At 73.7% G+C, this 14820-nt stretch carries 12 protein-coding genes and 1 pseudogene; 5 read left to right on the plus strand and 8 right to left on the minus strand.

The window, feature by feature from the left end:
• Positions 1-94: 94 nt before the first annotated feature.
• The 3 genes and pseudogenes from A3CQ_RS55600 to A3CQ_RS0138755 all read right to left on the minus strand — a co-directional run.
• Positions 95-589, minus strand: a pseudogene (locus tag A3CQ_RS55600) (isochorismatase family protein); the annotation flags it as partial.
• Between the two features lie 151 nt (positions 590-740).
• Positions 741-1862, minus strand: a complete 1122-nt coding sequence (locus A3CQ_RS0138750) for an acyl-CoA dehydrogenase family protein (protein WP_040433794.1) — start codon at positions 1860-1862, stop codon at positions 741-743.
• 3 nt (positions 1863-1865) lie between these two features.
• On the minus strand, positions 1866-2543 hold the full coding sequence (locus A3CQ_RS0138755; RefSeq protein ID WP_211216757.1) for an alpha/beta hydrolase: 678 nt from the start codon (positions 2541-2543) through the stop codon (positions 1866-1868).
• A gap of 105 nt (positions 2544-2648) precedes the next feature.
• Here A3CQ_RS0138755 and A3CQ_RS0138760 point away from each other — a divergent pair, with 105 nt between their 5' ends.
• Positions 2649-3518 carry a class I SAM-dependent methyltransferase gene (locus A3CQ_RS0138760; RefSeq protein WP_020516355.1) on the plus strand — a complete coding sequence of 290 codons (870 nt, stop codon included), beginning with the start codon at positions 2649-2651 and terminating at the stop codon, positions 3516-3518.
• Positions 3518-4105 carry a TetR/AcrR family transcriptional regulator gene (locus A3CQ_RS0138765; protein WP_020516356.1) on the plus strand — a complete coding sequence of 196 codons (588 nt, stop codon included), beginning with the start codon at positions 3518-3520 and terminating at the stop codon, positions 4103-4105. The genes A3CQ_RS0138760 and A3CQ_RS0138765 overlap by 1 nt, the downstream gene beginning before the upstream one ends.
• On the opposite strand, the gene A3CQ_RS0138770 is transcribed toward A3CQ_RS0138765, so the two are convergent.
• The gene (locus tag A3CQ_RS0138770; protein ID WP_020516357.1) at positions 4068-4517 is read right to left on the minus strand and encodes an Lrp/AsnC family transcriptional regulator; all 450 of its coding nucleotides are present in this window, start codon (positions 4515-4517) and stop codon (positions 4068-4070) included. The two genes, A3CQ_RS0138765 and A3CQ_RS0138770, sit on opposite strands and share 38 nt — an antisense overlap.
• Positions 4518-4599: 82 nt before the next feature.
• Between A3CQ_RS0138770 and A3CQ_RS0138775 the strand changes: the two genes are divergently transcribed.
• Positions 4600-5274, plus strand: a complete 675-nt coding sequence (locus A3CQ_RS0138775; protein ID WP_020516358.1) for a LysE family translocator — start codon at positions 4600-4602, stop codon at positions 5272-5274.
• 125 nt (positions 5275-5399) lie between these two features.
• On the opposite strand, the gene A3CQ_RS0138780 is transcribed toward A3CQ_RS0138775, so the two are convergent.
• Genes A3CQ_RS0138780 through A3CQ_RS0138790 form a run of 3 tightly spaced genes read right to left on the minus strand, consistent with a single transcriptional unit; the run spans position 5400 to position 8500 of the window.
• Positions 5400-6098: a cation efflux transmembrane domain-containing protein gene (locus A3CQ_RS0138780; RefSeq protein ID WP_040433880.1), complete on the minus strand. Its 699-nt coding sequence runs from the start codon at positions 6096-6098 to the stop codon at positions 5400-5402.
• The gene (locus A3CQ_RS0138785; protein ID WP_026206687.1) at positions 6098-6427 is read right to left on the minus strand and encodes an ArsR/SmtB family transcription factor; all 330 of its coding nucleotides are present in this window, start codon (positions 6425-6427) and stop codon (positions 6098-6100) included. Before A3CQ_RS0138785 ends, A3CQ_RS0138780 begins: the two co-directional genes overlap by 1 nt.
• A gap of 45 nt (positions 6428-6472) precedes the next feature.
• Positions 6473-8500, minus strand: a complete 2028-nt coding sequence (locus A3CQ_RS0138790; RefSeq protein ID WP_020516361.1) for an ATP-binding response regulator — start codon at positions 8498-8500, stop codon at positions 6473-6475.
• Between the two features lie 80 nt (positions 8501-8580).
• Between A3CQ_RS0138790 and A3CQ_RS58150 the strand changes: the two genes are divergently transcribed.
• Positions 8581-12780 carry a PAS domain-containing hybrid sensor histidine kinase/response regulator gene (locus A3CQ_RS58150; protein WP_020516362.1) on the plus strand — a complete coding sequence of 1400 codons (4200 nt, stop codon included), beginning with the start codon at positions 8581-8583 and terminating at the stop codon, positions 12778-12780.
• Positions 12781-12796: 16 nt separating this feature from the next.
• Positions 12797-13936 (plus strand): LLM class flavin-dependent oxidoreductase, encoded by a 1140-nt coding sequence (locus A3CQ_RS0138800; protein WP_020516363.1) that lies wholly within the window; start codon positions 12797-12799, stop codon positions 13934-13936.
• Positions 13937-14142: 206 nt separating this feature from the next.
• Here A3CQ_RS0138800 and A3CQ_RS0138805 read toward each other — a convergent pair whose 3' ends face one another.
• Entirely contained in the window at positions 14143-14784 is a 642-nt protein-coding gene (locus A3CQ_RS0138805) for a hypothetical protein (protein WP_020516364.1), read from the minus strand.
• Positions 14785-14820: the final 36 nt, after the last annotated feature.

A 14820-nucleotide genomic window follows, 5' to 3' on the forward strand; every position in this document is an offset into this window, starting at 1 on the left:
TCAACTGTGTGACGGATGCCGGGGCACAAACCCGCCGGGGCACAACCCCACAGTTGCTCGCCGCGGTGGCGGTTGGCAACACCGATTCGGGCGGTCAGTGAAGCAGATCGAGGACCTCGGCGGTGGGCCGCACGTCGCCGTACGTCCGGTAGATCGTGTACAGCGTCGCGTTGTGGTCCTCGTCACGGCGGGCCGCATTCGCGTCGGCGACCATCACGACCCGGTAGCCGAGGGTGCTGGCGTCGCGGGCGGACGCCTCGCAGCAGACGTTGGTGACCGTCCCGGTGATCAGCACCGTGTCGATGCCGCGCCCGGGCAGCAGCTCCGGCAGCGGGGAGCGGCCGGGGAAGAACGCGCTGGTGGCGGTCTTCTCCACGATCAGGTCGGCGTCGTCCACCTCGAACTCGTGCCACAGCCGGGACCGCGGCGAGCCCTCGCCGCCGCTGCGCCGGAACACCTCGGCCTGCTCCGGGCCGTAGAACTCCTGGGCCACCGCGGACGGCTCGGCGAGTCCGGGCAGCACCCACACGACGAGCCCGCCGGCGTTCCGCAGCGCGGTGGCGATCGTGGCGATGTTCGGCACGATCGCGCGGACGTAGGCGTTCTCCGTGCGAAGAACGGCACCATGTCGACCACGATCAGCGCCGTCCGGGCGGGGGCGAGCCGGGTGTACGCGTGTCGCCGGCCGCGACGCCCCTCCTGCCGGCGGTACTCACGGTCCTCGATGCGCCAGGCGTGGGTCATCCGCGCATCAAAGCGTCTTTGCCGATCGCGATCAAGGCGACATCCTCCTGCGGCGCGTGCACCAGGGCCGACTGCACGTCCCGGAAATGGCGCTCGAGCGGGTTGTCGCGGCTCAGCCCGGGGTTGCCGAGCAGCCGGGTGGCGAGGGTGACGGCGGCGACGGCGTGCCGGTTGGCGATGATCCGGGCGGAGAGCGCGTCGGGGACGGCCAGCCCGGCGTCGAAGCGGGTGGCGGCGTCCAGGAGCAGACGCTCGGCCGTGGACAGCAGGACCTCGATCTCGCCGGCCGCCGCGCGGAACCGGTCGGTCTCGGCGACCGGCCGGCCCAGGTTGGACGGCACGCGCTCGCGGGCGAAGCGGTGGAAATGCTCCTGGGCGGCCCGCCCGACACCGAGGTAGATGGCGGCCGGCGGCACGTGCAGGGCGGCCCCGGCGAGCGGGTCGCCGCCGGGCGGCCCGAGATCGACGACGTCGCCGGCCGGGACCGTGACGCCGGTGAGGATCACGTCGTGGCTGCCGCTGGCGCGCAGGCCCAGCTGGTTCCACGTGGGCACGATCTTGACGCCCGCGGCATCGGCCGGGACCACGAAATTACCGACCCTAGGTGACGGCTCGTCGGTGGTCGCGAAGACCAGGAGGTACGCGAGGCCGGCCGCCCCGGTCACGAAGCGCTTGTGCCCGTCGATCGTCCACCCTTCCGCCGTACGCCGGGCCGTGGTGGCCGGCAATCCGCCCCGGCTCGGAGAACCCAGGTCCGGTTCCACGCGCAGCGTGTTCAGCAGGGTCCGGGACACGGCCGACTCGGCGAGCACCCGCTCGTAGAGCGCCGCCGGCCAGGCCGGCCGGTGCGCCTGCAGCAGATGCGGGAGCTGCGTCATCGAGGCGATCAGCGCGACCGACGGGTCCCCGCGGCCGAGGGCGAGCAGGATGCGGGTCAGGTCGGCCACCCCGGCTCCCGGGCCGCCGTGCGACGTGCCGACCGTGGCGGTGAGCAGACCCGCCTCGTGGACGATCTCCAGCCCGGCACGCGGGAACGCGCCGCTCTCGTCGTACGCCCGCGCATGTGAGGCCAACGCCTGCGTGACGGACGGCAATGGGGCGAGGTCCACGGGTTTCATGTCTCAGAGCGCCTCGGCGATGACCGGTAGGGACGGGCCGAGCCGGAGGCGCTCGAGGAAGAGCACGATCGTGGCGGCGACGGTGCGGTGGCTGACGTCGTTGAGGACATCGTGCCGGCCGCCGGCGACGGCGACGAGGGTGCCGGGGTACAGCGGCCGCGCCTCGTCGAGCGGGCTGATCGGGTCGGCGTCGCCGTGCAGCCCGAGAGTGGGCAGGCTCGTCTGTTCCACGGCAGCGCTGAGAGCGGGCGGGATCGGGGCGAGCAGCGTCGACGCGCCGTCACCGAGCACGCGGCGGTGGTTCGGGCAGGCCGTGCGGGCCTCGATCTCGGCCTCCCAGCCGCCGAGCAGATTGATCCCCTCGGGACGGGCGACCGGCAGTCCGGCCAGGATCAGGGCGTCGGGGCGGGGACCCAGCGCCAGGGCGAACAGCGCGCCGGTGTCGGAGCCGGCGATCACCTTCGGCCCGGGCAGGGCGTCGTCGGCCAGCAGCTTTCCGGCGGTGTCGAACGCGGCGTCCAGGTCGGCGGTCACGTCCGGGAGGACCCGGACCCGGTAGCCGTCGGCGGAGATCCGCTTGCCGAACCGGGCGTACGCGCCGGCGTGCTCGCCCCGGCCCGCGGCCACGATCACGGTGCCGCGCGGGGCGATCCCGGCCGGCTCGTCGTAGACGTCAGTCATGGTCATCAGCATTCCGCCGGGCGGGAGACCGCGTCCAACGACGATCCGTGATCGGAACTGATGAGGCTCTAGAAAAATGGACGCTCGTTCATTATTCTCCGGGGTATGCAGAACAGGGCCAGCCGCACCGCCGAGCAGGTGGCGTTGTTCCGGGCGCTCGAGACGGCGCGCGGGCACGACCGGGTCTTCGACGACCCCCTCGCCGTGCGGTTCCTGCACGGGGGTTACCGGCTGCTCGCCCGGGCCGCGCGGGTCCGGCCGGTCGGGCTGCGCCTGTCGCGGTTCATCGACCGCCGGTGGCCGGGGCCGCGGCCGTCGGCGGTGGCGCGCACCCGGCTCATCGACGACCTGGTGATCGAGGCGCTGGGCCGGGGGGCGCGGCAGGTGCTGCTGCTCGGCGCGGGCTACGACAGCCGTGCCTACCGGCTGCCCGGCATCGCGCGGGTCGCGGTCTACGAGGCCGATCATCCGGCGACGCAGGCGGTGAAGCGGCGGCTCGTGCGCGGCGCGGTGCGGCCCGAGCGCCGCCGGCACGTCCGGTACGTGCCCGTCGACCTGCTCACCGAGGATCTCGGCGACGCGCTGTTCGCGGCCGGTTTCGGGGCGCTCGAGCCGACCGTGGTGGTCTGGGAGGGTGTCACCAACTATCTGTCCGAGCCCGCGGTGGACGCGACCCTGCGGCGGCTCGCGTCACTCACCGCCACCGGGAGCTCATTGATTTTCACGTACGTCGACCGGCGCGTCCTCGACGGCGAAGTGGACGCCGGCAGCTGGGCCGAGGCCGTGCGCCGCCAGGGCGAGCCGTGGACGTTCGGCTTCGACCCGGCCGCGCTGCCCGGCTATCTCGCGGCGCGCGGCATGCGCCTGGCGCTCGACCTGTCCACCCGGGACGCGGCCGAACGCTACCTCCAGCCGCTGGGCCGGATCGAGGACGCGGCACCCTTCTACCGCGTCGCCGAGGCGGAGATCCAGTAGTGCCGAAGGTCAGCGACGCCCATCTGGCCGCCCGGCGCCGGCAGATCCTCGACGCGGCGGCGGCCTGCTTCGCCCGCGACGGCTTCCACCGTACGAGCATGCAGGACATCGTGCGCGAGTCCGGGATCAGCGCGGGCCTGGTCTACCGGTACTTCGAGGGCAAGGACGACGTGATCGCCGCGATCGTCACCGAGTGGCACGACCAGCGCCAGGTCTTGGCCACGGGCACGGTCGACTCGCGCGTCGCGGCCTACCTCGACTACCTGCGCTCGGCCGGCGATCCCGCGGCGGCGGCCCGGCTGCGGCTCGGGGTGCAGATCTGGGCCGAGGCGGTGCGCAACCCGCGGATCCGCGAGCTGGCCCGGCGCAACGTGGACGATCCGCGGACGGCCGTGGCCGCGGCGCTGGCCGGCGTGCCGCTGGCCGCGGGCATCGACCCCGGCGCGCTGGCCCGGGTGCTGATCTCGATCTACCAGGGTCTGCAGCTGCAGACCACCTGGGACGAGACTCTCGACAACGAGGCGTACGTGTCGACCGTCGCCGCCGTCCTCATGGCAGTGGTCGATCCCGCACCACCTGCTTCATGACCAGGGTCGAGGTCAGCCGCCGTACGCCGGGAAGGGTGGCCAGCCGCTCGTCGTAGAGCCGCTGGAACGCGGGCAGGTCGGCGCTGACCACCCGCAGCAGGTAATCGGGATCGCCGAACAGCCGCTGGGCCAGCACCACGTGCGGGATGGCCGCGACCGCCTCCTCGAACGCCGCGACCGTGTCCCGGTCGCCCTGCTGCATCGTCGCGAACACGACCGCCTCGAAACCGAGCCCCAGCGCCTCCGGGTCGACGACGGCCCGGTAGCCGCGGATCGCCCCCGACCGCTCCAGATCGCGCAGCCGCCGGTGGCAGGGGGAGAGGCTGAGCCGCACCCGCGCGGCCAACTCGGTGACCGTCAGCCGGCCGTCCTGCTGCAGCTCGGCAAGAATCTTCCGATCTACGTCATCCACGAAGAAGATTCTTCCCCCGTACGCCCCGGACGGGGCAAGACTTGGAAGCACCTTTCGCCCCGATGAGCCTAATCTGCCGGGTATGGCGTTCGGTCTCGCCCTCGGCTTCTGGGCCATGTCGGCCCTGCTGGTGCTCGTTCCGGGCGCCGACTGGGCGTACGTGATCGCCGCGGGTCTCCGCGACCGCGCGGTGTGGCCGGCGGTGACCGGCATCCTGCTGGGCTACGTGGTCCTGACCGCCGTCGTGGCCGCGGGCGTGGCGGCGCTCGTGGCCCGCACTCCGGTCGTGCTGACCGCGCTGACCTTCGCCGGCGCGGCCTACCTGGTCTGGCTCGGCGCCGGGATCCTGGCCCGCCCGCCGGCCCTTCCGGCGGTGGCTGGCCGCGCAGTGGCCGGCCCCGCGGTGGCCGGCCCCGCGGCCTCTGGCCCCATGGCAGGCGGCTCGGTCGCGGCGACCCCCGGCCGGGCCCTGGTCCGCGGCTTCGGCGTCAGCGGGCTCAACCCCAAGGGCCTGCTGCTGTTCCTGGCCCTGCTGCCGCAGTTCACCGACCCCGGCGGCACCTGGCCGGCCGCCCTGCAGATCGCCCTCCTCGGCGCCCTGCACACCGCCAACTGCGGCGCCGGCTACCTGGGCGTCGGCGTCCTGGCCCGCTCGGTGCTCCGCGCCCGCCCCACCGCCGCCCGCCTGACCACGCGCTTCTCCGGCGCCGCCATGGTCATCCTCGGCGTCGCCCTGCTGGCCGAACACTGGGTCTAGACCCCTTTCCGGGTCCGCGTCCCCACCGGCCGCGACGGGCGGCACCGCGCGCGACCAGGCAGCGGCCCGGGCCATGGCACGCCGGCCCAGCCGCCGGCCGTGCGTGACCGGCGCGGAACGGCGGTTCAGCGGGTGGGACCAGCGCCGGGGGTGCAGCAGCCGCCCGCGCAACCGGCGCCCGGCTGCCGCGCCGTCGGCGCGCAGCAGGCATCGCCTCTCCACGCCGAACGGCCTTCCCTGACCGCGACGGCGGCGATGACCAGCGCGGCGAGCGGGTCGGCCCACCACCAGCCGAACATCCAGTTCACCGCGAGCCCGGCCAGCAGCACGGCGGACAGGTACGTGCAGAGCAGGGTCTGCTTGGAGTCGGCCACCGCCGACGCGGAGCCGAGCTCCCGCCCGGCCCGGCGCTGCGCGGCCGAGAGCACCGGCATCACCACCAGCGAGACGGCCGCCAGCACCAGCCCGGCCGGCGCGTGTCCCGCGTGCTCCCCGCCGAGCAGCGCCCGGACCGACTCCACCGAAACGTAAGCGGCGAGCGCGAAGAACGACACGGCGATGATCCGCAGGGCGGTCCGTTCCCGTCGCTCGTGGTCGGGGCCGGAGAACTGCCAGGCGACCGCCGCGGCCGAGGACACCTCGATGACCGAGTCCAGCCCGAAGCCGACCAGCGCCGTCGACGACGCGACGGTGCCGGCCGTGATCGCGACGACCGCCTCGACGACGTTGTAGGTGATCGTCGCGGCGACCAGCCACCGCACCCGCCGCATCAGGACGGCCCGCCGTCGCGCCGGCGGTCCGCCGAGGATCGGCAGCGCGGTCATCAGCAGCACCCGTCCTCGGCCGCGGACGGGCAGGCGGCCGGATCGACCGCCAGCACCAGGCCGAGCAGATCGCCGAGAGCGTGCGCGAGGCGGGGGTCGGCCAGCTCGTACCGGCTGCGGCGGCCCTCCGGCACCGCCACGACCAGACCGCAGCCCCGCAGGCAGGCCAGGTGGTTGGAGAGGTTCTGCCGGCTCGTGCCGAGCAGGTCGGCCAGCTGCGCCGGATAGCCGGGGCCGTCCCGCAGCGCCATCAGCAACCGGGCTCGCACCGGGTCGGACAGGGCGTGGCCGAACCGGGCCAGCACCTGGCCGTGCGTCAACGTCTCCACGCCGCGAAAGTACAGCGTCCGCTGAATAAAGGAAAGACTGAACTGTCAGCCGGCGAGCACGGATTTGAGGGCGGCCGTCAGCTCGGCGCTGGTGAAGGGCTTGGCGAGGATGGTCCGCCCCGGCTCCAGCGACCGCCCCTGATCGTCGATCAGCGCCTCGGCGTACCCGGAGATGAAGACGACCTTGGTGTCCGGGCGGTCGGAGAGGAAGCGGTGGGCCAGCTGGCGCCCGTCCATCCCCGGCATCATCACGTCGGTGACCAGGCAGTCGATGGCGTCCGCGTGCTGCTCGGCAACCCGCAGGGCCTCGTTCCCGTTGGCGGCGGTCAGCACCTGGTAACCGGCCTTCGCGATGAACCGGGCGGTCACCTCGCGCAGATCGCGCTCGTCGTCGACGAGCAGGACGGTCTGCGTCCCCCGCACGGCCGGCGCCGCCCCCGGCTTGGTCGCGTCGGCGGCCGTTCCGGTCGCGGCGGGCGCCGCCGGCAGCGTGATCAGCACGGTGGTGCCCTGCCCGGGGGCCGAGGTCAGCGTGAGCTCGCCGCCGGCCTGGGTGACGACCCCGTGGGCCGTGGCCAGCCCGAGCCCGGCCGTGCGGCTGCCGGCCTTCGTCGAGAAGAAAGGCTCGAAGGCCCGCGCCCGTACGTCGGCCGGCATCCCGCGCCCGTCGTCGGCGACGCTGATGGTGGCGTGGCCGGTGGCGGGGACCCGGCCGGTGGTCACGGTGATCGTCCCGCCGTCCGGCATGGCGTCGCGAGCATTGTGTACGAGGATGTGCAGCAGCCGTTCGAGCAGGCGCGGGTCGATCATGACCGGCGGGACGTCGCCCGGCCGGAGGTCGAGCTTGATGCCGGGGCCCGCCGCCTCGGCCAGCGCTCCGGCCGCGTCGGCCAGGAACTTGTCGACGTCGACGACCGCGGGCTGGCTGATCTCGCGGCGGCCGAACGCCAGCAGCTGTTCGGTCAGCTTGGTGGCCCGCTCGCCGCCCTTGGTCACCTGCCCGAGGTCGCCCAGCAGCGCCGCGCCCGCCGCCGGGGAGAGGCGGCCCGCCTCCATCTCCTCGGTGATCTGCTCGATGGCCAGCGTCAGGAAGCCGAGCATCGCGCCGAGCAGGTTGTTGAAATCGTGCGCCATGCCGCCGGCCATCCGCCGCAGGCTGTCGAGGCGCTCAGCGTCGCGCCGGCGGGCCTCGTCCTGCCGCTGGCGCATCTCCCGCGCCGCCCGTTCCTCGGCCGCGACCAGGTCGGTCACGTCGTCGACCATGACGACCGCGCCGGCCAGCCCGGTCTCGGCGTCGCCGATCGGGCGCAGGTGCACGCGCAGCCAGCGGGCGTCGCCGTCGTCGCGGACGAACCGGTTGCGGTAGCGGTGCTCGACCGCGTCGGCGGCGTGCGCCGGGCCGGCCCGTACGACCTCGACCGCCTCGGCGTGGGTGTCCGGCTCGAGGCAGGCCAGCCAGCCCCGCTCCAGCAGCCGGTCGGCGGGCAGGCCGGTGATCTCGGAGAGGCGGGGATTGGCGTACGTGGCGAAGCCGTCCGCGTCGAGCAGGACGATCCCGACCGGGGAGGAGGCGGCCATCGCCTCGAACCGGCGCTCGGTGTGCCGCAGCGCGCGCACCTTCTCGACGAGCTTGGCGTTGATGGCGCGGGCGTGCACGGCCGCGAACTCGTCGGCCGGCCGCGGGGTGATCTCGACCGGGCCGTTGCGCAGCGCGACGTCGACGGCGTCGAGCAGCTCGCGCGGGTCGGCGCTGCGCAGCACCACCTGTGAGACGCCGCAGGCCTCGGCGATCGGCCGGGTCTCGGGCTCGAGGTAGTTCGCGGTGTAGAAGATGACCGGGGCGTGCGCGGCCCGCTCGTCGGGGGCCGACCGCAGCCGGTGCACCAGCTCGAGGCCGTCGATGCCGGGCATGAGCACGTCGGAGACGACGACGTCGGGGTGGCGGCTCTGGGCGAGCGCGAGCGCGTCGGCGCCGTCCGAGGCCTCGATCACCTCGTGCCCCCGGTAGCCGAGCAGCATGGCCATGAGCTCCCGGTTGGCCGCCACATCGTCCACGACGAGCACCGTCGCCACGGCATCCCTCCTTCGGCCCGTGCGTCACCTCCTACAAAATTACCGCCACAAATCAGCAATCCAAGTGATATTCCGGATATATGTCATCGTCCCCGGCGGCAGGTGAGCGGCCGGCATCCCGGCTCGCCCGGTTCTTCTCGCAGGCCCTGGGTTCGCTGACGGTCGCGCTCGGCGTCGCGCTGCTCGCCGCGCCGGTCCTGGTCCCCGCGCTCTGCCTGATCCTGCTCGGGGCGGGCACGTTCCTGCGGCGCCGGGGGTCCGTCGCCGTGTTTCCGCTGCTGGCGGCCGTCACGGCGGTCGCCGGGATGTTCGACGACCGGTTCGGCGACGGGCTCGCGCCGCGGACCATGATCCTGCCGCTGATCACCCAGGCCGGCGAGATGCACCCGACCCCGGGCGCGATCACCGGGTTTCTCGTGCTCGCGGTGGCGCAGCTGCTGACGGAGCGCGGCCGGCCGCCGTGGATCGCGGCCGGGCAGGCGGCGGCCATCTGCGGCGGCGTGATCGGCCTGCTCGCCGTGTACGGCCTGGCCTTCCAGGCGCCCGCGCTGACCGGCTCGACCGGGTACCGGGCGCTGTCGCTCGCCACCGCGGCCGGCATCGTGGCGACCGCGGCCGCGGCGCTGGCCCCGTGGGGTCCCGGGTTCGCGGGTCCCGGGTTCCCGGCGGCGGGGGACGGGCCGCCCGGGGCCGGGCTGGTGTGGGTGCTCGCCGACCACACGGTGAGCGCCATGCAGACGCGGCGGATGCTTGCCGCCGCGCTGATCGTGCTGCCGATGACCGGCTGGCTGGTCGCCGCCGGCTGGTACGACGCGCAGCTGGAGGCCGCGTTCCTGGTCGCCGCGAACGTCGGGATCGTCTCGATCGTCAGCCTGGTCACCGGCTCGCGGGCGGCCCGGATGGAGAAGGCGACCATCGCCGCGCGTGTCGATCTCGGCCGGCACGTCCAGATGGAGACGATCCTGCGCAACACCCCGACCGCGTTCTCGATCAAGGGGCTGGACGGCTGCTACCGGATGGCCAGCGCGGCGTTCGAGGAGCTCTACGGCATCCCCCCGGGAACGACGACCGGCCGCTTCGACCGGGACGTGCACACGCCGGAGAGGCTGGCCGAGATGCGGCGCCGCGACCGGCTCGTGGTCGAGGCGGACGGGCCGCTGGTCTTCGAGGACGAGATGACCGGCGAGCACGGCACGCGGACGTTCATCACCACGCTCTTCGCGCTGCGGGAGGAGGGCGGTCAGGCGTACGCGGTCTGCGGTGTGACCACCGAGATCACCCGGCTGCGGATCGCGGAGAGCAAGTTCAAGGCCCTGCTGGACGCCTCGCCGGAGGCGATGCTCTGTATCGACACCGACGGCTCGGTGCTGCTCGCCAACGCGCGTGCCGGCCAGGTCTTCCGGCGCCGCCGGGACCAGCTCATCGGCATGCCGGTGGACGCGCTGGTCCCGCTGCCGCTGGACGAGCCACCCCCGCGGCCGGTACAGCTGACCGCACACTGCGGCGACGGCACCGAGTGCCCGGTGGAGATCAACCTGTCGGCGGTCGAGGGCGAGGGCGGCACCGTCGTGTTCGCCACCGTGCAGGACATCACCGAGCGGCTCGCGCAGGCCCAGTCCGACGCCCAGCTCGCCGGGATCGTGGCCGCCTCCAGCGACGCGATCGTCAGCAAGACCCTCGACGGCACGATCCTGACCTGGAACCCGGGCGCCGAGCGGCTCTACGGCTACACCGCCGAGGAGATGATCGGCCGGGACGTGACCGTGATCCTGCCGCTCGACCGGCCGGACGAGGAGAAGCGGCTGCTGGCCCGGGTCCGCTCCGGCGAGCTGATCAAGCACCACGAGACCCGGCGGATGCGGCACGACGGGAGCACGATCTACGTCTCGCTGAGCATGGCGCCGATCCGCGACCCGGACGGCACGATCGTCGGCGCGTCGACCATCTCGCACGACATCACCGCCGAGGTCGAGGCCGAGCGGCGGCTGCGCTTCGAGCGCGAGCAGTTCCAGACGATCATGACGGCGGCCAGCGACCCGTTCGTCAGCATGGACTACCGCGGCCTGATCACCGAGTGGAACCGGCAGGCCGAGCAGGTCTTCGGCTGGACCCGGGAGCAGGTGCTCGGCCGGCACGTGGTCGACACGATCCTGCCCCGCCGGTACGCCGCCGCGCTCGACCGGGTCCTCGAGGGACGATGGGCCTGGCTGCTCGACCGGCCGACCGAGATGGGCGCGGTGCGCGCCGACGGCACCGAGCTGCCGATCGAGCTGACCATGTGGCGGATCCGCCGGGACGGCCCGTCCACCTTCCACGCGTTCGCCCGCGACATCAGCGCCCGCCGGCAGACCGAGCTGGCCCTGGCCCAGGCCCGCGACCAGGCGGTGGAGACCGCCCGGCTCAAGTCTCAGTTCCTGGCCTCGATGAGCCACGAGATCCGGACCCCGATGAACGGGGTGATCGGCCTGAGCGGCCTGCTGCTGGGCACCGAGCTGACCGAGACCCAGCGGCGGTACGCGCAGGGCATCAACAGCGCCGGCGTCGCCCTGCTCGCGGTCATCAACGACGTGCTGGACTTCTCCAAGCTGGAGGCGGGCAAGGTCGTCCTCGAACGGGCGAACTTCGAGATCTGGCGGCTGCTCGACGAGGTGGTCGGTCTGGTCGCCGACGCCTCCGGCGCCAAGGAACTGACCGTGTCGTCGCGCTGCCACCCGGACCTGTCCGCCCTGGTCAGCGGCGACGCCGGCAAGCTGCGCCAGGTGCTGCTCAACCTGGCCGGCAACGCGGTGAAGTTCACCGCCAGCGGCACCGTCGCGGTGACCGCCGAGCCCGCGGTGGGCGACTTCCCGCCGGGCAGCGTCCCGGTGCGGTTCGAGGTGTCCGACACCGGCATCGGCATCGACGCCGACCAGCAGGCCGGGCTGTTCGAGCCGTTCATCCAGGCCGACGCCGGCACGACCCGGCGCTTCGGCGGCACCGGGCTGGGCCTGGCGATCAGCCGGGAGCTGGTCGGGGCGCTCGGCGGCGAGATCGGATTGCGCAGCGAGGCCGGGACGGGCAGCACGTTCTGGTTCACGGTGGCACTGTGGCCGGCCGTCGAGGACGCCGAGTCACCGCGCCGGCACGCTCTCGACGGGCTGCGGGTGCTGCTGATGGCCGGCGCCGAGACGGCCGCGATCGCCGACCAGCTGGGCGCCTGGGTGGTCGAGACCTCGGCCGTGCCCGACGAGGCGTCCGCGATCGGCTCGCTGGTGGTGGCGGCGGAGGCGGGCCGGCCGTTCGACGTGGCCATCCTGGACAGCGCCGACCTGCCGCCGATGATCGTCGGCGACCCGGTCATCCCCACGCCCAAGCTGGTGCTGGTCGGCGGCGAGCCGTCGCCGCCCGGGCGGGCCCGGTCGGCCGGCTTCAACGCGGTGCTCACCCGCCCGGTCCGGCAGTCCCAGCTGTACGACGCGCTGGTCGGCCTGTTCGCCCCGCCGGCCGAGGACCGCGCCCTGCGCATCACCCCCGCGTCGCCGCTGGGGCGCGGGCACGTGCTGCTGGTCGAGGACAACGACATCAACCAGACCGTGGCCCTCGGCATCCTGGCCAACCTCGGGTACAGCGCCGACGTGGCCGCCAACGGCCGCGAGGCGGTCGAGAAGGCCGCCATGCAGGACTACCAGGCGATCTTCATGGACTGCCTGATGCCGGAGATGGACGGCTACGAGGCGACCGCCGCGATCCGCCGCGCGGAGGGCACCAGCCCGCATGTGCCGATCATCGCGATGACCGCCGGGGCGCTGCCCGAGGACCGGGCGCGATGCCTGGGCGCGGGCATGGACGACCACCTGGCCAAGCCGCTGATGCCGGCGACCGTCGGCCTGGCACTGGAGCGGTGGGCGCGGCCGGTCGGCCCCCACCGGCAGATCGAGCGACGGCTGGACCAGCTGCGTGGCGCGGGCGCCGCGCTCGGGCCGGCCGAGCTGGCCGGGCTGCTGCGGCGGCTCAGCGCGCACGCCCCCGGCCACGTCGAGGAGATCCACCAGGCGGTGGCGGCCGATGACGCCGACCGCCTCCGCGAGCAGGCCCACCAGCTCAAGGGGGTGGCGGCCAACCTCGGCGTGCCGGATCTCGCCGCGGTCTGCGAGCGCCTCGAGCAGGTGGCCCGCGACGGCGACCTGGACGCCGCGATCGAGCCGCTCTCCCGGCTGCGCCCCCGCACCCGGGAGATGCTGGCCGCCATCGACGCGATCCTGGCCGGTCTGGAGGAGTCGAACGCCCTATCTCACCCATAGGATATCTGGGTAGGGTGTGGCCATGGAGTTCCACTGGTTCCTGCCCACCAACGGCGACAGCCGCGACATCGTCGGCGGCGGGCACGGCGTCCCGGTCGGTGCCGCCGGCGGCGTGCGCCCGGCCTCCGTCGGCTATCTCGGGCAGGTCGCCCGCTCGGCCGAGCAGCTCGGTTTTGCGGGGGCGCTCACGCCAACCGGGGCCTGGTGCGAGGACGCCTGGCTGACGACGGCGATGCTCAGCCAGGTCACCGAGCGGCTGAAGTTCCTGGTCGCGTTCCGGCCGGGACTGCTCTCGCCGACGCTGGCGGCGCAGATGGCGTCCACGTTCCAGCGGCTGTCCGGCGGGCGCCTGCTGCTCAACGTCGTGACCGGGGGCGAGTCCGCCGAGCAGCGCCAGTTCGGCGACTTCCTCGACAAGGACGCGCGCTATGCGCGCACGGGTGAGTTCCTCGGCATCGTCCGGGGCCTTCTTCAGGGCCAGACCATTTCGTACGAGGGTGAGCACCTGCACGTCGAGGGGGCGCGGCTCGCCCACGTGCCGGAGACGTCGCCGGCCATCTACTTCGGTGGCTCGTCGAAGGCGGCCGGCCCGGTCGCCGCCGCCCACGCCGACGTCTATCTCACCTGGGGCGAGCCGCCGGCTCAGGTCGCCGAGAAGCTGGCCTGGATCCGCACGCTGCGGCCGGACATGCGCTTCGGCATCCGGCTGCACGTCATCACCCGGGACACCGCCGGGCAGGCCTGGGCCGAGGCCGAGCGGCTGCTGCGCGGCGTGTCGGAGGAGGACATCGCCGCCGTCCAGGCGGGTCTGCGGCGCAGCGAGTCGGTCGGCCAGCGGCGCATGCTCGACCTCAACGGCGGCACCCGCGACGGGCTGGTCGTCGCGCCCAACCTGTGGGCCGGTGTCGGCCTGGTGCGCGGCGGCGCGGGCACCGCCCTGGTCGGCAGCCACCGGGAGGTCGCCGACCGCATCGAGGAGTACGCGTCGCTGGGCATCGACGAGTTCATCCTCTCCGGCTACCCGCATCTCGAGGAGGCGTACTGGTTCGGTGAGGGTGTGCTGCCCGAGCTCGCCCGGCGTGGCCGCTGGTCGCACCCGGCCGGCGTGACGGCCGGGCCGGCTCAGGTGCCGTTCGCGGGCGCTCCCCGGCCCTAGGGCCCGTATCAAAGTGGGAGACGGGCTGCGGCGTGGCCCAGCCGCCGTCTGGCCGCACGCCGCGAACACCCGAATACAACCCCGGTATTCGGGCGCCCGCGGCGCACACCCAGACGACACCTGAACCTCGCCTCGCTCCGGCCCCCACTTTGATACGGGCCCTAGCAGAAACGGCCGGTCCTGGGGGGACCGGCCGTTTCGGGGAGCTACTTCTTCTTTTTGCCCTTCTTGCCGCCGGCGTCGGGGGCCGGGGGCGGGTACTTCTGGTTGAACTCGCGGATCACCGGGAGGCCCACGCGGACCAGGTCGCGGGTGCGGTGCGCCACGTCGTCGGGGGTCAGGTGGTGCTTGGGCTGCGGGAACTGGGCGGCGATCGTGCCGGTGAAGATCAGCAGGTCGTCGACCGAGCCGGGGAAGGTGGCGCACATGCCGGCCGCCGCCTGCAGCTGGGACTCGGGCAGGAAGGCGACGTGCTCGGCCATGCCGGCGTTCCAGGCGCCCGGGTGGACCAGGTAGCCGGCCGGCAGGCGGCCGGGGCCGCCCATCGGGGCCAGGGCCTTGGCCCGCTGGACCGGGACCGGCTTGGCCTTGCTGATCATGTAGAGGGCGCCGGCCGCGAACAGGGCCGCCGGGATCAGGATGGCCACGGTGGCGGACTGGCCGGCCAGCAGCATCAGGACGGCCAGGACTATCAGGATCATCGCGCCGGCCATGTACTCGCGGACGCCGTCGCGGGAGGCGCCGGCCTCCGCGTCGGCGATGCAGCGCTTGATGATCGCCTCGAGGACCGGGTCGGTGGGCCGCCAACCGTCGGCCCGGACCGGCATCTCCCGGGTGGTCTGCGCCATCGGGGTCCTTTCTCGCGGGGGAAGTCGGGGTCGCCC

Source organism: Paractinoplanes globisporus DSM 43857 (genome assembly GCF_000379645.1).
Lineage (GTDB): Bacteria > Actinomycetota > Actinomycetes > Mycobacteriales > Micromonosporaceae > Actinoplanes > Actinoplanes globisporus.